The 26,067-nt window shown below is 35.2% G+C and carries 20 protein-coding genes; 17 read left to right on the forward strand and 3 right to left on the reverse strand.

Annotation, left to right across the window (positions count from 1 at the left end; all coding sequences use genetic code 11):
* Positions 1 to 180 precede the first annotated feature (180 nt).
* The gene (locus tag ACXR6G_RS05775; protein WP_458360456.1) at positions 181 to 1,038 is read left to right on the forward strand and encodes a YitT family protein; all 858 of its coding nucleotides are present in this window, start codon (positions 181 to 183) and stop codon (positions 1,036 to 1,038) included.
* A gap of 67 nt (positions 1,039 to 1,105) precedes the next feature.
* On the forward strand, positions 1,106 to 1,270 hold the full coding sequence (locus ACXR6G_RS05780; RefSeq protein WP_458360457.1) for a hypothetical protein: 165 nt from the start codon (positions 1,106 to 1,108) through the stop codon (positions 1,268 to 1,270).
* Positions 1,271 to 1,473: 203 nt separating this feature from the next.
* Here the strand turns inward: ACXR6G_RS05780 and ACXR6G_RS05785 are convergent, their stop codons facing one another.
* Together ACXR6G_RS05785 and ACXR6G_RS05790 are read right to left on the reverse strand one after the other, a co-directional pair.
* Positions 1,474 to 1,851 carry a hypothetical protein gene (locus tag ACXR6G_RS05785; RefSeq protein ID WP_458360458.1) on the reverse strand — a complete coding sequence of 126 codons (378 nt, stop codon included), beginning with the start codon at positions 1,849 to 1,851 and terminating at the stop codon, positions 1,474 to 1,476.
* A gap of 428 nt (positions 1,852 to 2,279) precedes the next feature.
* Entirely contained in the window at positions 2,280 to 2,933 is a 654-nt protein-coding gene (locus tag ACXR6G_RS05790) for a hypothetical protein (RefSeq protein WP_458360459.1), read from the reverse strand.
* A 698-nt stretch (positions 2,934 to 3,631) separates the two neighbouring features.
* On the opposite strand from ACXR6G_RS05790, the gene ACXR6G_RS05795 reads away from it, so the two are divergent.
* The 12 genes from ACXR6G_RS05795 to ACXR6G_RS05850 all read left to right on the forward strand — a co-directional run bounded on the left by ACXR6G_RS05795 (position 3,632) and on the right by ACXR6G_RS05850 (position 21,995).
* Complete coding sequence (locus ACXR6G_RS05795; protein WP_458360460.1) at positions 3,632 to 3,970, forward strand: hypothetical protein; 339 nt, start codon at positions 3,632 to 3,634, stop codon at positions 3,968 to 3,970.
* Positions 3,967 to 4,203 carry a hypothetical protein gene (locus ACXR6G_RS05800; protein WP_458360461.1) on the forward strand — a complete coding sequence of 79 codons (237 nt, stop codon included), beginning with the start codon at positions 3,967 to 3,969 and terminating at the stop codon, positions 4,201 to 4,203. Before ACXR6G_RS05795 ends, ACXR6G_RS05800 begins: the two co-directional genes overlap by 4 nt.
* Before the next feature lie 375 nt (positions 4,204 to 4,578).
* Positions 4,579 to 5,361, forward strand: coding sequence for a DUF2971 domain-containing protein (locus ACXR6G_RS05805; protein ID WP_458360462.1), 783 nt, complete (start codon positions 4,579 to 4,581; stop codon positions 5,359 to 5,361).
* Between the two features lie 317 nt (positions 5,362 to 5,678).
* Complete coding sequence (locus tag ACXR6G_RS05810) at positions 5,679 to 8,171, forward strand: HD domain-containing protein (RefSeq protein ID WP_458360463.1); 2,493 nt, start codon at positions 5,679 to 5,681, stop codon at positions 8,169 to 8,171.
* Positions 8,172 to 8,406: 235 nt separating this feature from the next.
* Positions 8,407 to 10,128 (forward strand): AIPR family protein, encoded by a 1,722-nt coding sequence (locus ACXR6G_RS05815; protein WP_458360464.1) that lies wholly within the window; start codon positions 8,407 to 8,409, stop codon positions 10,126 to 10,128.
* A 101-nt stretch (positions 10,129 to 10,229) separates the two neighbouring features.
* The gene (locus tag ACXR6G_RS05820) at positions 10,230 to 10,991 is read left to right on the forward strand and encodes a dimethylarginine dimethylaminohydrolase family protein (protein WP_458360465.1); all 762 of its coding nucleotides are present in this window, start codon (positions 10,230 to 10,232) and stop codon (positions 10,989 to 10,991) included.
* 540 nt (positions 10,992 to 11,531) lie between these two features.
* Entirely contained in the window at positions 11,532 to 12,401 is an 870-nt protein-coding gene (locus ACXR6G_RS05825) for a hypothetical protein (protein ID WP_458360466.1), read from the forward strand.
* Between the two features lie 2 nt (positions 12,402 to 12,403).
* Positions 12,404 to 13,741 carry an NAD(P)-binding domain-containing protein gene (locus ACXR6G_RS05830; RefSeq protein ID WP_458360467.1) on the forward strand — a complete coding sequence of 446 codons (1,338 nt, stop codon included), beginning with the start codon at positions 12,404 to 12,406 and terminating at the stop codon, positions 13,739 to 13,741.
* 24 nt (positions 13,742 to 13,765) lie between these two features.
* The gene (locus ACXR6G_RS05835) at positions 13,766 to 15,352 is read left to right on the forward strand and encodes a hypothetical protein (protein ID WP_458360468.1); all 1,587 of its coding nucleotides are present in this window, start codon (positions 13,766 to 13,768) and stop codon (positions 15,350 to 15,352) included.
* Complete coding sequence (locus tag ACXR6G_RS05840) at positions 15,331 to 16,572, forward strand: multiheme c-type cytochrome (protein ID WP_458360469.1); 1,242 nt, start codon at positions 15,331 to 15,333, stop codon at positions 16,570 to 16,572. The genes ACXR6G_RS05835 and ACXR6G_RS05840 overlap by 22 nt, the downstream gene beginning before the upstream one ends.
* Positions 16,573 to 16,658: 86 nt before the next feature.
* Positions 16,659 to 18,266: a hypothetical protein gene (locus ACXR6G_RS05845; protein ID WP_458360470.1), complete on the forward strand. Its 1,608-nt coding sequence runs from the start codon at positions 16,659 to 16,661 to the stop codon at positions 18,264 to 18,266.
* 66 nt (positions 18,267 to 18,332) lie between these two features.
* Positions 18,333 to 21,995 carry a sensor histidine kinase gene (locus ACXR6G_RS05850; RefSeq protein WP_458360471.1) on the forward strand — a complete coding sequence of 1,221 codons (3,663 nt, stop codon included), beginning with the start codon at positions 18,333 to 18,335 and terminating at the stop codon, positions 21,993 to 21,995.
* A gap of 143 nt (positions 21,996 to 22,138) precedes the next feature.
* On the opposite strand, the gene ACXR6G_RS05855 is transcribed toward ACXR6G_RS05850, so the two are convergent.
* Positions 22,139 to 22,825: a DNA-binding response regulator gene (locus tag ACXR6G_RS05855; RefSeq protein ID WP_458360472.1), complete on the reverse strand. Its 687-nt coding sequence runs from the start codon at positions 22,823 to 22,825 to the stop codon at positions 22,139 to 22,141.
* Positions 22,826 to 23,045: 220 nt separating this feature from the next.
* Here ACXR6G_RS05855 and ACXR6G_RS05860 point away from each other — a divergent pair, with 220 nt between their 5' ends.
* From ACXR6G_RS05860 to ACXR6G_RS05870, 3 genes are all read left to right on the forward strand, one after another.
* On the forward strand, positions 23,046 to 24,725 hold the full coding sequence (locus tag ACXR6G_RS05860) for a hypothetical protein (protein WP_458360473.1): 1,680 nt from the start codon (positions 23,046 to 23,048) through the stop codon (positions 24,723 to 24,725).
* Positions 24,726 to 25,024: 299 nt separating this feature from the next.
* A complete protein-coding gene (locus ACXR6G_RS05865) occupies positions 25,025 to 25,630 on the forward strand; it encodes a helix-turn-helix domain-containing protein (protein WP_458360474.1) in 606 nt (201 codons plus the stop codon).
* 186 nt (positions 25,631 to 25,816) lie between these two features.
* The gene (locus ACXR6G_RS05870) at positions 25,817 to 26,059 is read left to right on the forward strand and encodes a PqqD family protein (protein ID WP_458360475.1); all 243 of its coding nucleotides are present in this window, start codon (positions 25,817 to 25,819) and stop codon (positions 26,057 to 26,059) included.
* The last annotated feature ends 8 nt before the right edge of the window (positions 26,060 to 26,067 follow it).

Below are 26,067 nucleotides of genomic sequence, written 5' to 3' on the forward strand. Positions count from 1 at the left end.
GTCATAGGTTTGTACGAGAATTATGCAATATATGGAATTAAATACATAAATGTCATGATTGCAATAGTTCCCAATGAATGAAATAAAAATATTTTCACCAGCAACTGTCGCCTGCGGGTTCTACATGTTAGGCTTTTGCTTAGATAGTGTCGGTGATGATATGGTAATAAAATTTATAGTATGACAAATGTTCTAAATTTCACCAAGCAGTTTAAATCCTATTTTATTATTGCGCTTGGACTTTTTATAAATGCCCTAGGTTGGACTGGTTTTCTAATTCCATCAGAAATTGTTGGAGGAGGCGTAAGTGGAATAGGAACCATTATTTATTTTGCGACGGGTTTTAAAGTAGGGTATTCCGTTTTTATTATAAATGGTCTATTAATTATTGCTGCTATGAGGGTTCTGGGCTTTGGCTTTGGAATAAAAACATTATTTGCCACATTTGTGTTATCGTTTTTTTTATGGCTATTGCAATCTATTATTACTGAACCTTTGGTGAATGATAGATTTATGAGCGCAATAATTGGAGGTATAATGGCGGGTGCTAGTGCGGGTATTATTCTCTCACAAGGAGGTAGTACTGGAGGTACCGATATCATTGCCATGATGATTAATAAATACCGAAACTATAGTCCTGGTCAGCTTATTTTGACCTTGGATTTAATCATTATATCGTCTTCATATTTTCTTACGAATTCTATAGAGCAAGTTGTTTATGGTTATGTAGCAATGAGTGTAAGTGCTTATTGTGTTGATATGGTGATTGAGGGGAGAAAGCAATCTGTTCAGATTTTTATTTTCACAAAGATGTTTGATGAAATAAGAAACGAACTTATTTCGAATCATGATCATGGTATGACCGAACTTCAAGCAAAAGATGGTTTCTCGCAAAAAGATATAAAGATCTTAATGCTATTAGCAAAGAAAAAAGAATCTCAAACGATTCTTAAAATGGTGAAAATTGTAGATCCAGAAGCATTTATTTCGATGGGCTCGGTAATGGGGGTTTATGGTTTTGGTTTTGAAAAAAATTAAAAGCTTAGTTTATAACTTGTAAAAAATAACATGCTTAGCAGTTCTAGAGAAGCATAAAGACAATTCCATGAAGCTCTTTCGCGAATTGGGATATGCAGATAAGATTAGTTTCGAAGAATATTTTATTAGGTATTATCACATTATCTACACAGAAGCAAGCATGCTCTTAGTAGAAAAGGACCTTGTTGAATTACCGGATTCAAACCTATTTCATTATCAGATAGAGATGTAATTTGCTTTCCGTTTACGGAAAGCCCCTCAAAAAGCCATTCTCATAGGAGAGTGGCTTTTATTTTTAAGACAGCTGTCATTACGAGGAGGTGTGCCTGTCCCGAAATTTCGGGAAGGAAGCATGACGCGGTAATCTCTATGCAAAAGAACTTCTGTTCTGAATAGTTCTACTGTTTTATTTACAGCAGTTTCATTTGTTAAGAACTATATTGGTTTTCGCCTTCCTTCGATAAATATAAGCAGACCACCTGCAGATGCCAAAATAAATAAGTACGAAGCGACTATTCCAATGAAGAAATAGAGAGATTCTTCAGTTTCTGACAGGCCTGATTGCACATTGTGCATAATTATACCTACAACAGCAATAGTGAACGATATTCCGGCTGCTATAACTAATATTTTCAATCTTCTCAATAGCTTTTTAGCTAATCCTGGTTCAATTTCTTCGTGGAAAACACGCTTCCTTTTCCTATACATCACTCCCAAATATATCCAAAATGCCAATGCGGAAATCAGACCAAATGGAAAGGCAAACAAGAGGATCACTACTAATCCTAATCCAATTAATAACGTCTTTTTCATAAGCTCTAATATTTACTTAAAATTAGCCAATATTATAAAGCAAGTCAAGTAATTCTATGAATACAGAAGTAAGCAATAGGGCATAACACAGGATAAATTCAAAAGCTGAAAAAGTGTCATGTGAAGAGGTTTTGAAAGAAAAACAGCTTCAAAATTTATCGCCATGCCTTAAAATAAGTCAAGCCCAACACTTGGCTTTTTCTTTGCCTTATTTTCAATAAGTATATGCTTTTGTAGAGCTTTACTATTTTGCATGTGACTTTGATATTGTTCGGTAAATATTTTCTTGGTTTGATGTTCTAATTTAAGGATATCCTTATTCTATCAGTTTGCTATTATAAAACGACATGTAATACAGGCCTTTGCTAGCAAGCATATAAAAAGCCGACTCTTATGAGTCGGCTTTTATATTTTAGAAAATTCAGAGTTTAACTTTTAACCAATACACCCAAAACTTCGAGGCGCTGTGGTGTGTCGTAAAGTGCAATTTTAGCCAGTGTGTCAAAATCATCCATCCATTCGCTTAAATCGTTTAGGACTGCATTTTTAGATACCGTTGCTGCTTGTGATTCACCCATTTCACGATCGAAATCGGCACGCAGCTTAAGTAGTGAATCAAGATCTGCCAAACAAGCTGCTGCTATTTCAGGCGTCAGTTTAAGTATGGCAAGCTTAGTTTGAATAGCTGCATTCGTATTTAAGCTTGTATAAAAAAGCTTGACCTGATCGAAAAATTCATTGTATTTAGATGGGAAAGCTCCCTTTACACCCAATTGTATAAGTGTGTCAGGATCTTTCTTGCAAAGAATTTGAGTCAAATCACGATGTCTTTTAAATTTCATTTCCAATTCGCCATAAACAGTGTGGTAGGAGTTCGATAGCAAGCGAGTCTCCGACTCTTCTGCCTTATTAAGTTCCCAACTGGCCTTGGCTAGATTAAATACTTGCCAGCCTTCAGTAAACTTAGCATCATCAACACCATATTCAGCTAAAGCTGCTTTAATCTCAGGATGGGATTCAGCATTAGTTAATGCGATACGAACACGTTCTAGAAATTTTGATTCTGATCTAATAAAAGTCATTGTTTGAAAATTTTGATTATAAAATAGTTTAAGTTTAATTGATTCGAAACTTAAGTTACTCATTTAGAATGATATGATGAAATCTAAAACGAACCTGAATTTAAGTTAGAGCTCATAGCTTTAGTTGTTTAGCTCTCGTTTTATAGTAAAATAGGCTAATGGAGGTCAAAATGAATAGTGTGAGTGGTGAAATTGATTATGTTGATGCTGTAATTCATTCTGTAGGCGTGAAATGGATGTTGCGAGCGGTAGAATTCGTTCTGTGGAGGTGAAAATGGACATATTGCTCCTTAGATTGAATGCTGCATGGGTGAAATGGGCATTGTGTCAGTTAAAATCAGCTTTGTAGACCTTAGAATGGCCTCTGCAGAGCTGAAATGGGTGTTGTCGCTTTAAAATGACTGCTGCACCAAATTGGTAGGGCTTAGGCATTTGTAATGATTGCAATATGAAGCTAGCTTTTTCTTTGCCTTATTTTCAATCAGCGTATTCTTATGTAGAGTATGTCTAATTTGTTATTTGACATGTTATTTTAATATTGTTTAGTGTATATTTTACTTAATTTCACTGCTCTGAATTTAGGGCTGTGATAACATCAGCTTTTAGAAAGATAGAAGAGAAATAACATCAATATTGATGTTATACATACGTTGGGCTTCATACAAGGAAACAGATACTAAAATGACAAACAATAAATAATGGAATTTGGAATAAAAGATGTAGTGTATTTAATGGGAATTGCTGTTTCTGTGGCAGGATCCTTTTTTGGAACTAGACATAAGCTAAAGGAATATTTCAGAGATAAGATTGATGCAGTAAATAATCAACACAGTCAATTTTCTACAGATATACGTAAAGAAAACAAAGAAACTCAAGAAAAACTTACAGACGAGATCTCATCTCTAAAGCTAAAACTTAAAGACTTAGAAAGTCGCGACGAAGTTCAACAACAGGTTATTAACCAAATTGGGAAGACTAATGACAATTTAATTCCAAAATTACTTGAATTAGTAAAAATCAAAGAGCAAGTATTATGAATAATATAGAATACAGTCGATTACTTGAACTTAAAGAATTGATAAATTCCCAAAGAGCTACGTCAGAAGAAAAACGAGAGTATATGAAATTGATGTTCCAACATGGACATATTACAAAAGGTCAATACGACAAATATATCAAAGATGATAATTCTGATAATATCATTAAGGGTGCCTTGACAATTGGAGGTGCAGTGCTTGCAGGATGGTTAATATCCAAACTTCTAGATTAAAGTATGAAAGCACAACAAAAGCTAAATTTCATGGGCGCTGATACGCTGTTTGATCCCGATCCCCGAAGTGTAGGGACTGGAGCCTACGAAACATACATAGAGCGTTAACATCTCACAAAACAGCCCATCCTCAGAAAGAGTCTGGGCTTTTTCTTTGCCTTATTTTTACTAAGCGCATTCTTATGTAGAGTATGTCTAATTTGTTATTTGACATGTTATTTTAATATTGTTTAATGTATATTTTACTTAATTTCACTTCTCTGAATTTAGGACTGTGATAACATCAGCTTTTAGAAAGATAGAAGAGAAATAAGATCAATATTGATCTTATACATACGTTATACACAATCCTTAGAGAGAAAATTAGAAAACTTTATGAAACTTTTTAAATATGTAAGTGCTGAAATCTTAAGGAAAATTATTGAAAATAAACAAATTCGATTTACTCAATTCTCTGAATTGAATGATCCATATGAATGTGAGGTTTTTAGTGATAATGTAAAAATAAATTTAGAGGAATTAAATAAAGATAAACGACTTACAGAAACAGATAAATTTTTAGTATTAAAAGGAAGTAGTGATAATATAAACAAAAAACAAAAGGAAATTAAAAACGAAATTAATAATAGATTTCTCGTCTTATCATTATCAAAAAACGAAAAAAACTTACTGATGTGGTCCCATTACGCCGAAAACCATAAAGGTGCAGTGATTGAATTAAACATGAATCATGAGATTTTTTTTGAAGACGATATAATTATTAACCATACTTCTGGTGATGTGAACTACAATAAATTAAAACCAAATTTAGGTAATCCTTTTGGTGAATTAATGTTTCATAAAACAGCAGGAGGTTACTCATTGAAGTCTACAGGTTTTAATGGTAACGTTGATGTTTTTCTAAACAAAAGTATTGATTGGTATTATGAAGAGGAAGTAAGAGTTATAAAGGATAAATTTAAGTCTAATAACATCACTTCGTTCCAAAACATTCATTTATATCCACTCCCATTTTCAGCAATAAATTGTATAATTTTAGGTGCAAGATTTAATGATGAAAATTTAAAGACTGAAATAAAAAATATGTCTCATGATTTTGATTTAAAGAAATCGATCATCTCTAATGAAAATTATCAAATAAAAATCGAAAGTGTATAACACTATGTACAATGCATAGAAAACGCATTGTACACTAACCTTTAACATCACACAAAACAGCCCATTCTCACAAAGAGTCTGGGCTTTTTCTTTGTCTTATTTTTACTAAGCGCATTCTTATGTAGAGTATGTCTAATTTGTTATTTGACATGTTACTTTAATATTGTTTAATGTATATTTTACTTAATTTCACTGCTATGAATTTAGGGCTGTGATAACATCAGCTTTTAGAAAGATATACGAGAAATAACAAGCATATGGTTGTTATGCATACGTTAGGGGCAAGGCAAATGAGTGAGTGCAAATAAATTTAATATATGATAGACTTAGAAACTAATAATAAACTATTCCAATCAGCATTTGATACATCTATTTGGAAGAATAGTGACAAAATATCCTATTTAAAGGAGAATATAAATTCAATTGAACGTTCAATTAGAGGATATCTTGAAAATATAACAACCGATTTTTCTCAGCTCACCGACCATTCTTTGGTTCACTCAAGAATGTTGTGGAATTACGCAAGCATTATAATTGGTGATTCGTCAAAATTTCTCAATCCATTGGAAGCTTTTGTTTTACATATAGCATTTCTAATACACGATTCTGGAATGTGTTATTCAATATTGAATAACATGACCGAAATACAGAAAGACCCATTATATCTAGATTTCGTTAAACGAAATGGCAATTCAGATAAAAGTCAAAAGGACGCGCTATTTTATGTTGTTAGATTTAGACATGGAGACTATGCACTAAGGGTTGCCATTGAGAAGCTAAGTAATGATGAGTATTTAATTAATGATATTGCATTAAGAGAAGAGTTAGGCTTATTAATAGGGAAAATTGCCAAAAGCCATACATGTAATATTAATTACATTGAAAGAGAGTTTGGTGCAAGGTATTGCCCACCTAATTTCCCAACTGATTGGAGTATAGACTGCCAAAAGCTATCTTTTATATTAAGAACAGCGGATGCAGCACATTTAGATAATTTAAGAACTCCCAAATCAAATAAATTAATCTCTGAAATTGAAGGTATTTCAAAAGACCATTGGACATTTCAAAAGAAACTAGGTTTTCCAACGTTATCTCATGATAGCTTATTAATATACTCAACAAATACTCCATTTACAGAAAAAGAGCAAAAAGCATGGTGGTTTTGCCATGAAGCATTAATAGTTTTAGATAGGGAGTTAAGGACTGCAAATGAATTCTTCGAAATAAAAAAGCAGGATTGTTTTAACGCAAAAGGAGTAAAATCTATAAATGACACTTTAGATTTAGGAAAGAAATATATCCGAACTGATGGATGGACTTCAATAGATACTAATATTAAGGTAACGAATCCTGTGCATATTGCAACAGAGTTAGGAGGCATTAAGCTATATGGTAATATCAATATTGCACTTAGAGAATTAATTCAAAATAGTATTGATGCTATAAATTTGTATCGCATTCATACAGGGCAAGAAAATTATGGTGTTGGTGAAATACAAGTATCAATAGAAAAAGATGAAGATGTTTATTTTCTTATAATAACTGATAATGGAATTGGAATGAGCCAAACTTTGCTGTCTAACGAACTACTTGATTTTGGTGGTTCTTATTGGAAAAGCAATAAATTTAAGTTGGATTTTGAAGGAGCTCAAAATAAAGGTTTTGAATCTATTGGTAAATTTGGTATTGGCTTTTTCTCTGTGTTTATGCTTGGTCAAATTATAAATGTGACTTCATGGAAATTCGGAGAATCAATTGATAATATGAAAACTCTTGACTTTTATGATGGTACAAATTCAAACCCAATACTGCGCAATCCTTCTTCTTGTGAAAAGCATAGAATTATTGACAGGGGAACTTCAGTGAAGATTAAATTAGACATAGACCCATATTCAAAAGAGGGATTTATCGGTAATTCTAGTTTTGTAGATAACAAACTTTACACTTTAATAAAATTCTTTATTCCAGCTGCTAATGTTAAAATTACAACAAAAGAATCTGATGGAACAATTAATACGATTCCACCAAAGTACTTGATGAATTTGGATATTAAAAAAATGTTTGATTTTGTTTATCTCCCAAGAAAAAATCAACTTCAAGATGGATTAATAGAATTATTTAAAAGCATCAATATTCAATTAATTGAAATTAATGATAATGGGGCATTAATTGGTAAACTAGTAATGCTACCAAGTATAAATAATCACTCAATTTCTTCTGCAATAACAATCTCAAATGGTATCAGAATTAAAGAACTTGGAGCATTTGTAGGTTATATTAATACCAATGATATTATTTCAGTAAAAAGAGATTCATTTTCAAAGATTGTATCCTATGAAAATATTAAAGAATGGGCTATTAAACAAAAGAAAATGATTGAAGAATTGAACTTGAAACGATTATACAGTTTTAAGTATTTTGGTCTTTTAATGACTTTTGGGATGCATGATGATTCATTACCCATTTTGCTTAAAAAGGCGGACAATAATTATTCCTTTGTTACAATCAACGATTTTAGAAATAATCTCAAAAACTGTTCTGAATTTAAAGTCTACCGTGAAGGTCATACATTTGCAGGGAGGTTGCCTAATTGCGATGGATACATAGAATTGAATTATGGTTTTAGTGTTAATGAAATAGTGAAAGACGACGATCTAGATAAAATAATCCAACATAAGGATTTAATTAAAAATATTATAACTGAAGAATGGGGCGGATTTGAACAGGTAGAGGATAATTTGCTAAAAGCGGGATATAATCTTGATATGCCATATATGTTCATAGAAACTTTTAAAAAGCCCAGCCCCTAACAAAAGCTAAATTTCATGGGCGGGGACGAATAGTTTGAATGCTTAGTTTAATTAAGAAACACCAGCAAGCCACCTAAATTTGGCTTGCTTAAAAATATAAACAAATTTATGCGGCTTGCTTCCGCGCGGTTTACTCACTTCGTTTCGTGATCTCCCTTTGGTCGGTAGAGAAGGTCATTCTTTGAAATCGCCCACAAAATTTAGCAAGACCGTTATCGTTAATAATAAAAACACTATGAATAATACAGTAATGATTACTGAATGTTTAAATGATTTTATTTCAGAAAATGGAATTACTTTAAATCAATCAGATGCTTTCGAGTTATACACCCTATATCTGCTTAATAAAAAAACCAATCTAAGTGCTGAGGATTTAATGTCAGCTGTAGTAGATGGAAGTGGTGATGGTGGTATTGACACATTTCTACTTATGGTTGATGAATTCGTAATTAATTCAGATGAAGAATTAGAAGCCATTACAGTAAAGGCAGATTCGACTATTAAGGTTGTAATTGGGCAATCAAAATTTAATAATAAATTTGCTGAAGATGTAGTAAATAAGTTTTTCATTTCAATGGACTCTGTATGGAATTTGGAAATTGAAAATGAAGTTTTAAATAATATATTTAATGAGCAATTAGTCGAACGAATAATTTGGTTTAGAACAATATGGAAAAAAGCGGTAATAAAAGGTGCTCAAATCAATATTCAGTTTTATTATGGTTGCATTTCAAATAAAATTCATGAGAGTGATACATTTAAGGCAAAAAAAGAAAAGATAGTTGAGCAAGCAAAAACACAGGTTCACAAAGCGATTGTTTCCTTTGATTTGTATAGTGCAGAAGAATTATTAAGTCTACATAGCGAGAAAACAGAGGTTCATCTTGAATTAAAGTTCAAAGAACAACCAAGTACCATTGACTATGAAAGCTCTAATATTGGATATATTGGAGTAGTTAAATTACCAGATTATTACGACTTTATCACTGATAGTCAAGGTGTAATTAGAGAATCTATATTTGAAGAAAATGTTCGTCATTATCAAGGTGAAGTAGATGTGAATAAAAAAATTAATGAATCACTAAATTCTGACTTCGAAACTGATTTTTGGTGGTTAAACAATGGAATTACGATAATAGCAAAAGATGTAAGACCATTGGCAAAAACACTTCAAGTTGAGGGTGTACAAATTGTAAACGGTCTTCAAACCTCTTATACAATAGGCAAAAACTATACAAAAGATGAAAATGATACTAGAGCAGTTTTAGTTAAGATTGTGAAAAGTTCTGATAAAGAAACCATTGACAAAATCATTTCTGCAACTAACCGTCAAACTCCAGTAAATCCTGCTCTACTTAGAGCAACTGACGACATTCAAAGAAAATTAGAAATGTTCTTTGACCAAAAAGGGTATTTTTATGACAGAAGAAAGAATTTTTACAAAAATCAAGGAAAACCTATTTCTAAAATTTTTGCAATACAATCAACGGCTCAAGCTATTCATGCGATATTAAATAGAAAGCCTAGTGAAGCACGAGCAAGACCTACTACTTTAATAAAAACTAAAGAAAGTTATGAGTCTATTTTTAAGCCAGAAATTAATTTTCAAGCTTACCTCAATTGTTGTTTAGTGGTTAGGGATGTAGAAACTAGATTAAAAAACACATCACTCTCAAAAGAAGAGCGTAGTTTAATTAGAACTTTCACCTATCATACATCAAGGATTATTGTTTCAGAAACTTTACAAAAGTCTCATCCAACACAAATCGAACTGACTTCATTAGATTTATCTAGTTTAACTGATGAATTATTTGAAAGTTCTGTAGAATTTATGAAAGAGACAATTACCGAATTTAAAAGTACTTCAAGCACCACAACAAGTTCTTCAATCTCAAAATCAGGTCCATTTGAAGAATTGCTAACAAAACAATTAGTTGAGAGGTATAGTAGTAATTAAAAAAAGGATAACAATATGTATAGTACATAGCAACTTTTCGGGATACTACGACACCATACATGGAACGTTAGATTGCAAACTAAGAATAAAAAGGAAAACGTATGTTCAAGAAAGCAATAGTAAGAAAGCCTGGAAAAAGCATGTTAAAAGGCTTGACCACAGCTGAATTAGGACTGCCTGATTATGAAAAAGCACTTGTCCAACATGCAGAATACGTAAACGTGCTGAAAGAATGCGGATTAGAAGTCATCGTTTTAGAAGCAGACAAAAAATACCCCGATTCCACCTTTGTAGAAGATACGGCATTATTAACGAGTGAATGTGCCATCATAACAAATCCTGGAGCTCTGTCGCGACGGGGAGAGATCGTAGAAATCAAGAATGTACTGAAAGCGTATTATAGTAATATTGAAGAAGTTCAAGAACCGGGAAGGGTAGAAGCGGGAGATATAATGATGGTAGGTTCGCATTTTTACATCGGCTTATCAGAGAGAACAAATGAAAAGGGTGCTGAGCAAGTCATTGAATATTTGGAGAAATATGGCATGAGCGGGTCGACAGTGAATCTGGAAGAGGTCTTGCATTTGAAGACAGGCCTATCATATTTGGAGCGAAATAACTTAGTGGCATGTGGTGAATTTATATCCAAGGAAGAATTTCAAGGATTCAATATTCTAGAGATTGATAAAGATGAAAGTTACGCGGCCAATTGTATATGGGTGAACGATACGGTGATAGTGCCCAAGGGATTCCCCAAAGCGAAAGAAACGATTGAGAGTGAGGGCTATGCGGTAAAAGAAGTTGATGTTTCTGAATTCAGAAAACTTGATGGTGGTTTGAGTTGTCTTTCATTGCGATTTTAGGAGATGCGTTCAGCATGTGGAAATCGCAATCTAACGCGCAATCAATTTCATAAAATCGTATTAGAAGATCAAATAATCAATTAGAAGATACTTATTCAAGGCTAAGCATGATCAGCAAGCCTTATTGATTAAAAAGAATTAGAAAAGCGAAGCCTTAATAGGTTTCGTTTTTTTTTGATTTATACGCTAGGTCACCTATCTCTTAAGTCCTCATAAAGTCAATGTGAGGCTTATCTATATGTAGTCCTTGTTTAAATTGTAGTGAAGGATCGTCGGGCTTATATTGCATTTTAGTTGAAGTTCAGGGCTTTATACTTTGGGAGATGATGGGCGACTATAAAGATATTAGAAGCCATGACAATACAAGGGCGAGATTTGAGTTAAAAAGGAGTCAGAGAATCCAATAGGAATAGTGAAGCGTTCTTTGAGAAAAGAGCAGACCTGTTTTGTAAGCCTATTTAAATCTATATTTTGTTTAAATAACTGAAGGATAAGATCTTTCTGAATGTAAATTATTAACTTGATATGAAAAACTTACTTATGTCAAAGCTTATACATCGTCTTTCAATTGCGATCTATGTCTTAATTGTACTGGCTGCTATTATCCTGATAGGCTATTATGGCTCGAGCTATTATCAACTCAATATTGAAGAACGCTTTTATCATACCGATCATCAAATTCTAAAATCCAGTGGCATGATTGGACATGGTTTGGGAATTATTGGCTCTCTAATGATTCTTGCGGGGGTGTTTCTATATATGGCAAGAAAGAGAATCGCACTGTTTTCGAGGATTGGCGTTTTAAAATACTGGCTGGAGTTTCATATTTTCTTGTGTGTATTGGGGCCTGTATTGGTTTTGTATCACACCGCCTTTAAATTTGGTGGTCTGGTAGCCATTTCTTTTTGGAGCATGGTAGCCGTGGTCCTTAGTGGCATTATAGGGCGATTTATATATATTCAGATCCCAAGGACAATAGAAGGGCGAGAATTGAGTTTAAAAGAAGTAAGAGGTGCTAAAACGGATTTGGGAGAACTGCTGCGGAAGGAATATGATTTAGAGGAGGAAAGTTTTCAGCTTATTGTGTCATCATTGGATGATGAGGCTGAAACTTCGTCGAGATTATTAGTGATTCGTTTAATTAAAAAGATGAGACAGGATCGTAGAGCTTATAAAAGAATCGATACTGAATTAAGAAAAAACCAACTCACCCGTCCCGAACGACTAAAGATTAAGCGTCTGGTTATTAATGAGATTGTTTTAAATAGAAAGATTGGCCGATTGGCTTACATGCAAAAACTCTTTGAGTATTGGCATGTTGCTCACTTGCCTTTCGCTCTGGTCATGCTCATTATCTTACTCGTACATGTTGTGGTTAGCATCATTTTCGGATACAAATGGATTTTCTAGTTATGGAATTATTAATAGAAGAAATTGTTATTTATTCAGTCATTGCTCTGATTTGCTTAATTGTTGTACTGATTTATTTGCGCAAACAAAAACGTGAATCGAAGCTTGTTGAGCAGAAAATATCTCAAGCGAAGGAAGACGGCTTGTACGAGCCTGTATCACTTCACCCGGTAGTTGATCAGCATTCTTGTATTAAAAGTGGCGCCTGTATTACGGTTTGCCCTGAAAAGGATATTCTGGGTATACGAAATGGGAAAGCAACTATTATTAATGCCTCACAATGCATAGGACATGGGGCTTGTTTTCATGCTTGTCCTACCCAAGCTATCACTTTGTGTATTGGAACTGAAAAGCGGGGAGTGGAATTGCCACATGTCGATCAGAATTTCGAAACCAATGTGCCAGGTATCTTTATTGCTGGTGAACTGGGAGGTATGGGCTTAATTAAGAATGCGGTTGAACAGGGCAAACAAGCCATTGAAAACCTATCAAAGAAGATTAAGAAAAATCAGCCTGCCCAATACGATGTTATCATCATTGGTGCAGGTCCGGCTGGTATCTCTGCATCGCTTATGGCTAAGAAGAATAAACTCAACTGTCTAACTCTTGAGCAAGATACCCTTGGCGGAACCGTCTTCTCTTTTCCAAGGACAAAGATTGTGATGACATCTCCTATGGATTTGCCTTTACATGGCAAGGCAAAACTTTATGAAACCCGAAAGTCAGTCTTACTCAACTTGTGGGAAGAGGTTTTACAAAAGAATGAGATTCAGGTAACAGAAAATACGAAAGTAGATGCGATACAAAGCGAAAAAGAGGGCTTTAAGATAGTAACCAAAACGGGTGAGACATATAGCACTCAAACTGTCTTGATAGCTATTGGCAGGAGAGGAACACCTCGTAAATTGAATGTGCCAGGTGAGAAATTAGAAAAAGTCTTTTATCGACTTCTCGAGCCTGAGGAGATCAGTGATAAAGATATTCTGGTTGTAGGTGGTGGCGATTCCGCAATAGAATCGGCAATCCTTCTGGCTGATCAGAACAGGGTGACTTTATCGTACCGAAAAGCTTCTTTTAACCGTTTAAAACCAAAAAATAAGGCCGCAATTGATGCTGCTATAATCAGTGGACAAGTTGATGTGAAATTCAGTTCCAATATTTCATCCATTCAGGAGACTCGTGTTTTACTCGCACTAGAGGAATCAAAGGACGAGATTAATATTGAAAATGATTTGGTTTATATTTTTGCTGGGGGTGAGTTACCAAGTCAATTTCTTCAAAATTCAGGTATCAACATCACAAAGAAATTCGGTGATGTCGTTTTAAAGCATGATAACTAATAGAATTCTAATCAAAGAAATAGAATGTACAGAGGCATATTCATATTAGTCGTGTTAGTTGTTGTTAAGTTGCAAAGCTTTGCTCAACTATCTCCGGGTGAACTGGCAAAAGCACATGCTCACCTAGAGGGGATGACTAATTGTACACAGTGTCATGTTTTGGGCGAGAAGGTATCCAATAACAAGTGTTTGGATTGCCATAGCCTGCTTAAAAAGCGAATTGAACTTGGGAAAGGCTATCATGTTTCTAGCGATGTAAAAGGAAAGACTTGTGTGGAATGCCATAACGATCATCATGGACGTAATTTTGAAATGATTCGTTTCGATAAAGACACATTTAAGCATGATTTAACTGGATTTACATTGGCAGGCGCCCATCAGAAATTAGATTGTAAGGCCTGTCATCAAACTCAATTCATCTCCGATAAGGAAATTGCTAAAAAAGAATATACCTATTTGGGCCTAGGCACTTCCTGTTTGTCTTGTCATCAGGATTACCATCAGGAAAGTCTATCGTCTGATTGTTTGTCTTGTCATGATATGGATCAGTTTGCACCTGCGAGTAAATTCCAACATGCTAAGACGGAATTTCCACTGGAAGGGAAACATCAGGAAGTGGCTTGTGATAAGTGTCATAAACAAGAAATTCTAAAAGGGGAGAAATTCCAACACTTTAAAGGCCTTGCATTCAATAATTGTAAGGCCTGCCATACCGATGTGCATAAGAATAAGTTTGGGAATAAATGTAGCGAATGTCATAGCGTGAATTCGTTTAAAAGTCTCATCGCTCTCAATAGCTTTGATCACAATCGTAGCAACTTTAAATTGGTAGGCAAACACAAACAGGTAGATTGTAAAGCTTGCCATACGGGTTCCTATACCAATCCCATAGAACACAAGCGCTGTTCAAATTGCCATAAGGATGTTCACGAGGGGCAGTTCAAAAAGGACAATAAATCTCCAGACTGTAAGCATTGTCATACCCAAGAGGGTTTCGAAGGCTCTACATATTCTATAGCAGAACACAACAAATCTAAGTTTGCATTAGAGGGAGCACATCTGGCAACAGCCTGTTTCTTTTGTCACAAAAAGGAAGATAAATGGCAATTTAGAAGTATTGGGGAAAACTGCGTGGATTGTCACGAGAACATTCACAAAGGATTAATTAGTGAAGAATTCTTCCCCAAAGAGAATTGTGAAAATTGCCATGCCGTGAGCAGCTGGAGTGAGGTTCAATTTGATCATCAACAGACCTCTTTTAATCTATTGGGTGCACACAAGTTACAAACATGCAGAGCTTGTCATTTCAAGCAAGATGAGGACGCTCAGATCACGCAACAATTCAAAGGATTGGGAGATGATTGTTTAAGCTGTCATCAGGATGAACATCACAAACAGTTTGAACTAGATGGTAAAACGGATTGCCTAAGATGCCATAGCTCTAATAATTGGCTGGCTTCTAAATTTAATCATGACAACAGCCAGTTTAAATTAGAAGGTGAACATCTGAATGTACAATGCGCTGCTTGCCATAAAACTGTAGAAGAAAATCAAATCGAATATAAGCAATACAAACTAAAAGATTTCCAATGCGCTACTTGTCATCAATAATCTTGGTTTTATCATTCTCATTTAGTCTTTTCTCACAATCACCTCACGGTAAAAGCTGGAAGACTGATTGTAAACTGTGTCATTCCCAGGAGGGCTGGGAGGTCGATCGGGAGATCTTTGCTTTCGATCACAATACCACTGAATTCTTACTTCATGGACAGCATAAAACAGTTTCATGCAAATTGTGTCATCCCACATTGGTCTTTTCAGAAGCTAAACAGGAATGTATGCAATGTCATACCGATATTCACAGCACAAGCCTGGGTGGGGATTGTGCGCAATGTCACAGCCCCGAATCATGGATTGTAAGCAATACGACTGAAATTCATCAACAGAGCAGGTTTCCGCTTCTGGGAGCTCATGCTCATGCAGATTGTTACGATTGCCATACAGCTGAAAATTTTCTTCGTTTCGAGCCTCTGAATGTTGAATGTATTGCTTGCCACCGACAAGATTATATGGCTACAACACAGCCCAATCATGTTACGGCAAATTATTCGACTTCTTGTGAGGAATGTCATGAATTAACAGCTTTTGAATGGTCTTCCTCGGGTTTTAATCATGATTTTTTCCCACTGAGAGATGCTCATGCGATTAACGATTGTGCAAAATGCCATTCGGGGAACGACTTTTCAACAACATCATCTGATTGTATAAGCTGTCACCAAACAGATTATAATGGCACGACGAACCCCAATCATCTGGCTGCTGGTTTAGCACAAAACTGTGAGGCTTGTCATAGCACTAAACCTGGATGGAAACCAGCAAGCTTTGATCAGCACAATGAATTCTATGTGATAAAAGGGGCTCACACCGCAATTGCGACCGATTGTTTGGCTTGCCATAAAGGGGACTACGCCAACACGCCTAATGAGTGTTTCGGCTGTCATGCTACTGATTACAATAATACGACCAATCCTTCGCATTCGGCTGCCAATTTCCCAACGGATTGTGAGTCTTGCCATACCGATATTGCTTGGGTACCGGCTAGTTTCGATCATGATGGACAGTATTTCCCTATCTATAGTGGGAAACACAATGGTAAATGGAATTCGTGTGCGGATTGTCATACCAATACAAGCAATTATGCACAATTTTCTTGTATTACCTGCCATGAACACAACAGGACTGACACCGATGAGGACCACAGTGAGGTACCCGACTATGTGTACGAGAGTAATTCATGTTTGTCCTGTCATCCTACTGGAGACAGTGATTAATGCGGATTGTGAGATAGTCTCTGTTATTAGGGACTGGGATTGAAAAAATGCTGTCATAGAATTAATTGGCTTAAATAGAATCTGAAATGAAATATATAATTCCACTTGTCGTCATATTTTTGCTTTGTTTTAGTAGCAATACGAAAGCGCAGGATCAGTTCTTGGAAGGTGAAATTTCTTACAAGAGCTCTCAAAATATCTATGTCAAGTTTCAAAGCACAAAGCTTATCCAAGTTGGAGATACTTTGTTCCTAAGCAGGAATAACAGTCTTATTCCCGTCCTGAAGGTGAATAATAAATCTTCAATTTCAGTGGTTGCTAGTCCTATAGGAGATGTGAGCCTAAAGGTGGGTGATAAGCTACTTGCGAAACAAAAGGATAAACTTTCTGAAGAAAAACCAGAGCCTATTGAAACAGATTTGGATTATAATACAGAAGTTGTCAGTTTACCTAGCCCGGCTCAGGTTAAAAAAATGTCCAATGGGGCAAAAGAGTCGATTTATGGTCGAGTATCGGCTTCATCATATTCAAATTTATCGAGCGAGGATATTAGCAGTAATCACAGGATGAGGTATGCTTTGTCCTTGAATGCCCAAAATATAGCTGATTCTAAGTTTTCTACTGAAACTAATATTCGGTTTTCGCATGAGTCTGGGGAATGGGATGAGGTGAAGTCTAACCTTTACAGTGCTTTGAAGATATACAGCCTGGCTTTGAAATATGAGATGAGTGAAAGCTCAGATATTTGGCTTGGAAGAAAGACAAACCCCAAAATAGCTAACATTGGTGCTATTGATGGTGTTCAGCTTGAAAAACGATTTGGAAACTTCTCAGTGGGAGCAATAGCAGGATCACGTCCTGATTATTTAGATTACAGCTTTGATTTTAATCAACTTCAGTTTGGTGGCTATTTGGAACACCGCGTTAAAACTGAAAAGGGATATATGCAGAACACCCTGGCTTTTGTTGAACAGAAGTACCATTCCAATACCGACAGAAGACTACTGTATTATCAGCATAGCAATGCCCTTTTAAAGAACTTATTCCTATTCAGTTCCTTTGAAGTCGATTTGTTTAAACTGGAGAATGATTCCCCTAAAAGCAGCTTTGATCTCACCAGTTTATACCTCTCATTAAGGTACCGTGTATCCCGTCAATTAACACTCTCGAGTTCCTATGATATTCGAAAAAATGTGATTTATTACGAGACCTTTAAAAGCCTCGCTTTTCAGATTCTTGAAAACGAAACCCGACAAGGTTTCCGTTTCAGAATCCATTATCGCCCCGCTAAAAATTTGTCTCTGGGTGGTAACATGGGGTATCGATCCCGAAAAAATGACAGAGAAGCTTCTAAAAATATGTATGCCTATGTTTCCTACAGAAATGTCCCTGTAATCAATAGCTCTGTAACTGTTTCGAATACTCAATTGCGTAGTAGCTATCTTAAAGGGCAAATCTACAGACTGAGACTCTCTCGTGATATTATACCTGCTAAGTTATTTGCAAGTATCAAATACAGCTATGTTGATTATACCTATAGCTACAATAACAATAGCTTGCTTCAGCATATTGCAGAGCTTAACTTATCCTGGCGAATTCATAAGAAGTTATCTTTTTCTGCTAATTATGAGGGAACTTTCGAGAAATCGAATACGTATACAAGACTGTATTTCAATTTGATTAAACGATTTTAGTTTTAAGGAAGAATCATAAAAAAGGCGTAAATTACTAATGCTTAATTATTCACACTAAAATAGCATATGAATTTTCGAATCTTTATAATATTATATCTCTTGGGAACTCTATTGTGGATGACTCCCAATACTCATGCTCAATTGATGACTTTTAAGCATTACGGCGTAGAAGAAGGTATCTCTCAAAGCGAAATCAAATCTATCTTTCAGGATTCAGAAGGCTATCTGTGGTTTGCCACCCAGAATGGTTTAAATAAGTTTGATGGTTATAGTTTTGAGAACTTTTTTTATGATCCAACCGATAGTACTTCACTTTCAAATAACTGGGTTTTCGATATTACAGAAGATGCTAAGGGAAATATTTGGCTTGGCACAAAGGAGGGCTTAAATCGCTATGATAAGACCACAGGAGAATTTACACGTATTCCTCACAAATTGAATGATTCTATTGTGCCAGATAAATTTGTTTATGGTACCGTGGCCGATGATCAGTTTGTTTATATCAGTTTGCCTCCAGTTCTATCCAGATACAATTGTTTAACAGATAGTCTGGAGAGTTTCACAAATAACCTACAATACGATGGAGCACTCCACGATATTGGTTTTCCATTACTCAGATCTCGATCGGGAATGATATGGATAGGTTCTTCAGATGGTCTGAGTGTTTTTGATCCTGAGAAGAAAAGTTTCACCAATTATCGTCAGGATGAATCGAAGCCCAATTCTATTTCAAATAACCATATTACGGCTCTTTATGAAGATCTTTCAGGTAATATTATAATAGGAACTGAAGAGGGGCTCAATTTCTATAACCAGCAGACTCAAGAATTCAAACGTTTTGACAATGAAGAGGGACAGCCCTTGAGCACCAATTATATTCGTTCAATTCTGCAGGATAGCAATGGCGTGTATTGGATAGGAACAGGGGGAGGTGGCCTGAATCGAATGGAATGGAGTTGGGATCGTGGTCATTTTGAAATAAGCCAATACCATAGTGGACCCAATAATATAAATTATATTGGTCATGATATTGTGTATTCTCTATTCGAAGATAAATCTAAGAATCTATGGATAGGTACGATTGCGGGTCTTGATAGAGCAGATCTGAAAACGAAGAAATTTCGAAATTATAAGAAAACTGATGATCCGAATTCGCTGAATCTATTGGATAATATCATCGGATCTATTTATATCGATAAAGATAAACGCCTCTGGGTAGGGAATTGGGCTAAAGGCTTGAATATTTACAATCCCGTATCTAAAGAAATGTTGCATTATGCTTCCGAATTTGAAGGTGATAGAAACATCTCAAACAACCATATTCATGTTCTCTTCGAAGATAGTGAATCAAAAATTTGGATGGGAACTCGAAATGGAGTTAGCCTCTTTGATCCGGATCGGCAAAATTTCATCCCTTTTCATGCCTATTTTGGGCTAGACACAACGGACTTCTTTGTCAATAATCGAGTTTATTGTATTACTGAGAATTCCGATGGGAAAATATGGATTGGAACAGGAAATGGGATAATTACTTTTAATCCGAAGACGAAAGAACGTGTTTTTTACCGTTCGGGGGCAGAAGAACCTTATACGATTAGTAGTAATCTGGTTTATTCCATATTAGAGGACAGTGAAGGCTTCGTTTGGATTGCGACATTGGATGGCATGGATTGTTATAAGCCTCGTGAAAATAAGATGTTGCACTTCTCGCATCAAAATGGTCAGTCTAATACCCTTTGCGATAATTTCACCATCTCTCTTTGCGAGGATCAAGAAGGTGATATTTGGATTGGCACCAGCACAGGAGTCAATCGCTTTCATAAAAAGGATTCTTTGTTCACTTACTATTCTATGAAAGATGGCTTGCCTAGTAACATTATCTATGATATTATTGAGGATAAGAATCAAAACCTATGGTTCTCAACGGGTAGTGGTTTGGCCATGTTTGATATGAAAATCAAGGAAATTAAATCCTATTCTATCAATGAAGGTTTACAAGGTGGGGAATTTAATTTAAAAGCTGTTTTTCAAGATGAAAAAGGACAAGTGTTTTTTGGGGGGATGGATGGATTGATTGTTTTTCATCCCGATTCACTTCAAGATAATACCTTTATTCCTCCTGTTGTGATTACCTCATTTGATAAGGAAAGAGGGGCACGAAAGGAAATGCTCAATGTGTATACCGATAGGTTAGAGCTTTCCTATAAGGACTATTCCTTTACAATTGCTTATGCTTCCTTGGATTATACCCAACCTTTTAAGAATCGTTACGCCTATAAAATGGAAGGCTTAAGTGATGAGTGGATAGAAGTGGGAAACCGCCATTTTGTACACTTTACCAATCTGCCAAGTGGGCAATACACCTTCCTTGTAAAGGGAACTAATAATGATGGTATTTGGAATAAAGCGCCAACTCAGCTTGAGATTAGGATTCTTCCACCTTGGTGGCTTAGTCTTTATGCTTATACCTTATACATCCTATTCGGATTTTTCTTAATTATTGGAATTATTAGGAAAAGGGAGAGGAAACTTAAACGGGACAAACGAATTCTTGAAGATGGTATTCGTGAGCGAACGACTGAAATAGCCTTACAAAAGGAGAGAGTAGAAGAAAGTGAAGAAAAATTAAAATCAACAATTTCATCTCTCAACGATTTAGTCTTTGTACTTGATCGTGATGGTGTATTTCAGGAATTTTATAACCCGGGTAATAAAGATCCACTTTATGAGAATCCAGACTTTTTTCTAAATAAACATTATAAACAGGTGGGCTTTCCTCCTTTGGTTGTGGAAGAATTACAACTGGCCTTTGAGCAATTACAAAAAAGTGATCTTGTTCAGGAATTTGATTATTGTGTCAATCAGACGGGAATGTGTTGGTTTAATGCAAAGATAAGTCCTCGTCGTAATGCTCAAGGCGTTCTTACAGGCATAACGATCGTTTCACGACACATTACCGAACGTAAGGAGGCAGAGCAGCGCTTACGCCAGCAAAAAGAGGAATTGAACGAGCTGAATGCGACCAAGGATAAGTTTTTTTCGATTTTGGCTCATGACCTAAAGAATCCTTTTGCTAGTCTATATTCATTAAGTCAGGTTATAGATGAGAATTATAATAATCTGGATGAGGAGGATAGGCTTATTGCTTTGAAACGTATTCACCATTCTGCAGAATTGATTTACAACTTACTGGAAAATCTACTCACTTGGTCCAAATCTCAAAGAGGTTTTATTGAATATTCACCAACTGAGTTTGATTTATCTCTACAGGTTGAAGATAATATCAATTTACACCGTGTTCCAGCTGAGAAGAAGGGTGTCGTGTTGAGAACAAATATGAAGGAAGCTTATGTAGCCTACGCAGATAGGCAGATGATTAATACCGTTTTGCGTAATTTGATTAATAATGCAGTCAAATTCACAGAATCGGGTGATAGCGTTGAGGTGAATGTAAGGAAAGATCACAAGTTTCTGGAAATAGAAGTTAAGGACAAAGGCGTAGGTATCTCACAAGAGAATATGGATAAACTTTTCCGAATTGATGTGAAATACAAGACAATAGGAACGTCAGGAGAGAAGGGCACAGGTTTAGGTTTAATCCTTTGTCATGAATTTGTCCAAAAGAATTTTGGTGCGATCTGGTGCGAGAGTGAAGTAGGTAAGGGGACAAGCTTCTTTTTTACAATCCCTTGCGAGGAAAGGAAGCCTGATTTAAAGGATAGTCCTTGAATTATTTTGTGCACTTAGGGTTTAATTATTGTGAACCAAAAAATCTATCCCAAGCCCCAAGTTTGGGATTTTTTAATATGCCAGCGTGACGATTAATGGCATTTATATTGAAGTTTGAATGATTAAATTTAAGATAATGTTTGTTAGTTGGCATTTCGTTTGCAAAAAAACCTACAGTTTGGGCATAAAGGTATACAGTTATCTTTTAATAGGCTTTTATTACAGGCATATCTCATCAACTGCACCTCGTTTTTATTACCAGATTTTTGACGAATATTTTTGAGATGTGTTCTAACAGTTGTCTGACTAATGTTCAACTTTTCTGCAATTTCCAATTTGTGTTTTGTGGTATATAGTAATGATAAAACTTCTCTTTCTCGTGTAGTGAGATCAATTTTGAAGCCATTCTCGTGATTGTCTTCTAAAAGGATCGGAATTAATTTTGAGCATAAATATTTTCCACCTTCAAATATTTCATGAATCGCTAAAACTAATTTTTCTGAAGAGCAAGTTCTCAACAGATACCCATCAATAACTTTAATTAATGGGTCTAAGAATTCACGGGTGATTAATCCTGATATGATAAGTAACTTCAGACTTGGTACTGATTTGTGTAATTGGGTTATATACTTAATATTCTCTTTGGTTATGTTTGAAAATTCGATGATTAATAGATCTGTTTCAATAGATTTTATTCTCTCTAAAATATCAATGTCATTTTCTATTAAATTAGAAATATAAAGTTGTTTCTGACCAGACAAAATCGCTTTATAACCTTCAGCCACCAATAGTTGATCATAATAAATTGATATGTTGATTGTTTTCATCATCCTTATGTTTGTTATCTCTTATTAAGTTACACGTTTTTTTTTTAGTAAATCTCTTTTTTTTATTTTCTGTTTAGATTGATCTTCGCATTTGTTGACTCGTAGTGAGCAAATTAGTCACTGGAAATGCACAAAATGAGGATTGTTAAAAAAATTAACAATATCTAACTTGATGATTATAATTACACGTTTTTTTATAATAAACACTTAAAACTTATTCACTATGAAAAAAAAATTAGTTTCATTCTATGCTTTATTATTCTTTATCGGGATTATTTTCACTCCTGCTTGCCAGGATGATGTTATGGATATTGATGAGAATCAAGCGACTTTAAGTCATGAACTGAAAAAAGGTGGTAAGCAAACAGAAGTCGATCAAGCCGATTTGTATGGCGATTTGCGGGAAATGGAAATTGATGAAAGGGGTGTCCCAGTTCTTTATGAATTAAAGTATTTGGTAGAGTATCAAGATGTTCCTGTTGATGGGGTAATGGATGTTGTTAATCCTAAACTTGATGGTCCTTTTACTTTTGACGCTTTGATGCGAGATGCAGATGGATATGTTATATATGAATCTGCAGATAGTCCCCGTACTGAGGGGGTCACCGTTGCACTTAATGCAGCTGGTTTCGTTGAAGGAATTTCTAATGTGATTGCTCTTTATGATGCCGAAGGAGAGGTTCTTCCTGATGTGGCACTTCATGTTGTGCCAATTGAAATGGGTCGTTTAAATATTATTCGATCACCATCTACTGTTATTTCGAAACGATTAAGTGAAGTCATCAAGAATTTTGGCGATGGTACGGTTGGTAATGTAACCCGTGACTTTTGCGGACGGTTAATGATGTTACGAACTGATGCTGCGGTAATAGATGGAGCAGAAGATAAAACAATTGACTCACCACTTGAAAATCTGTCCATTTACAAAGAACTTATGCTACACGGATTCAGTGGTGGAGCAGATGATAACGGATTAAAATTCTTAATTGAGGAAGATAATGGTTACGGTGGTTATGATTTTCAATTTAGAGTTGATGATGATTGGACGAATGGAGCAAAATCCTATTCTGAAGTATCTAATCCAGACCAGCTGATTATGAATTTGGCTTCCGCTTGTATCTCTGCAGGATCTGATAAAACGAACACTCTAATTATCGATGAAATTGTTTATGTGAATTTATTTATGGGAGTACCTGAGGTGATTGGGAATGGTATTAATACGCCAGCCTCACAGGTTAATTGTTTTTTACCTACTGTAGAACAGGAAATTCGAATGATGGATAAAACAGATAAGCATCAATATTCTCAATATAGATACTATGTGGATTTTTCTACTTTTGAGTACAATAGAACTAAATTTAAGGAAACCCTTGTGGATTATGTGACCATTGTTGGGGATTACGATGAGGCTGGTAATTTAATTGGTTCTCATACCGAGACTCTTGCTTCGAATTTAAATTTGGATCAGATTTTAAAGGGGGATGCACCTTTAACTGTCGATGCAGAAAAGATGTATAAGTACACAGAAGGGCAGTCAACTTCAGGTGCTCTTGGTTTTGCATGCCAAGCTGATGATTATGTACAAGCTCTTGAAGTCATTCATGAAAATGAGGAATTTTTGGTTTGGCACTTATCAACTCCTACTTGGGGGCTTGATCATATCATTACACGGGGATCAATTGCTCCGTTCAATTATATATCAGAGGAAGAAGATCACAGTAAGAAACCTGACGGACATGGTGATGACTCAACAACCGAAGGAGATGACGATCATGTAGATGGTGGAGATTCTTCTGGCAGTGGTGGAGGTTCTTCTAGTGGAGTAAAAGGAAAAGGACAAGGAAAAGGAACTGGTAATGTAACAGGTAAGGTATCAGGTAAGGGAAAACGTGGGAGAAGATAAGGCTTTAAATCTATTATCTTTCTCATAATCGAACCTAATATATTGTCTCTTAGTATTAAAGAATGGATTGCATATACTAAGTCTCATTTGTAAGAATAAAGAGGGTGCTTGTGATTAAGCACTCTCTTTTTATAAGTGACAAGCATTGGTGATGTAAGTCCTTTTTTGCGGTTTGTAGTTCTTTATATATTGCTAACTCAAATAAATCTGTTTGAAAAAGATTAATAGGATTATGAAATAAATTTCTTATCCGATTTAAATTCCTTAAATTTAATATTACAATAATATCTTTTCGCATCATGCGCAACTTACTACTCAATAGTGATAATTTGCATACGGAGACCATCTATATCAAAAATATGGTATGTAATTGTTGTGTGCGTGTTTTAAGTATGGTTCTAGAGGAAAACGGCATCCGTATCGATCAGGTTAAATTGGGAATGGCCACTATTAGTTACAAGCCAGAGCAAGTAGGATTAGAAAAAATCAATAGCATTCTTCAGAAGAATGGTATGGAGATTATAATTGGCCATGAACAGCAAATTGTAGAGCAGATTAAAGTAGCTGTAATCGAATTGATTCATCAAATGAATAATGTAGACTCCATTGTGCGGAAGTCAGAATATCTGGTCGGTAAATTAGGGCTTAGCTATCAGCAATTATCCAAAATATTTTCCAAACATGAAGCCATTACACTTGAGCGATATATTATTCTCAATAAGATAGAACGTATAAAAGAATTGGTCGATCAGAATGAATTCACCCTCAGTGAAATTGCTTACCTAATGGATTATAGTAGTGTGCAGTATCTTTCTACTCAATTTCATAAGATGACTGGTCTTTCGGTATCCGAATATAAAAAAAGCAGGATCAAGAATAAAAAAAGCCTGAACGCCCTGTATTAGTCCAAGTTAAACCCTTCCAATTACACAGTAGAATTTCATAACTTTTTCACAAAATTTTGTAACAGAATCTAAGTGCTTTTTTATAACTTTTTATTATGAAGTATTAGAGTTGTATAGCCTTTTTCAAATCTCGTTTTGAAAAACATAAAAAAAACTCTAATCAGGTTATTTGTTAATCTCGAAATCATGAAGTTAAATAAAAACATTGCGATTAGTGAAAATGGATTTTTATTCAATCCAGAAACGGGGGATTCCTATATCCTAAACCCTATTGCAAAAGAAATTGTGAATCATTTAAAAGAGGGGAGTGATGTTGCAGATATCAAGCAACAGCTTCTGGATCGATATGAGGTGGATTTGGTAACTCTTGAGAAAAACATGGAAGATTTTTTGGAAATGTTACAGCATAACGAATTGCTTGATAGGTAAAAAAAGAG

Source organism: Ancylomarina sp. YFZ004, assembly GCF_054254355.1.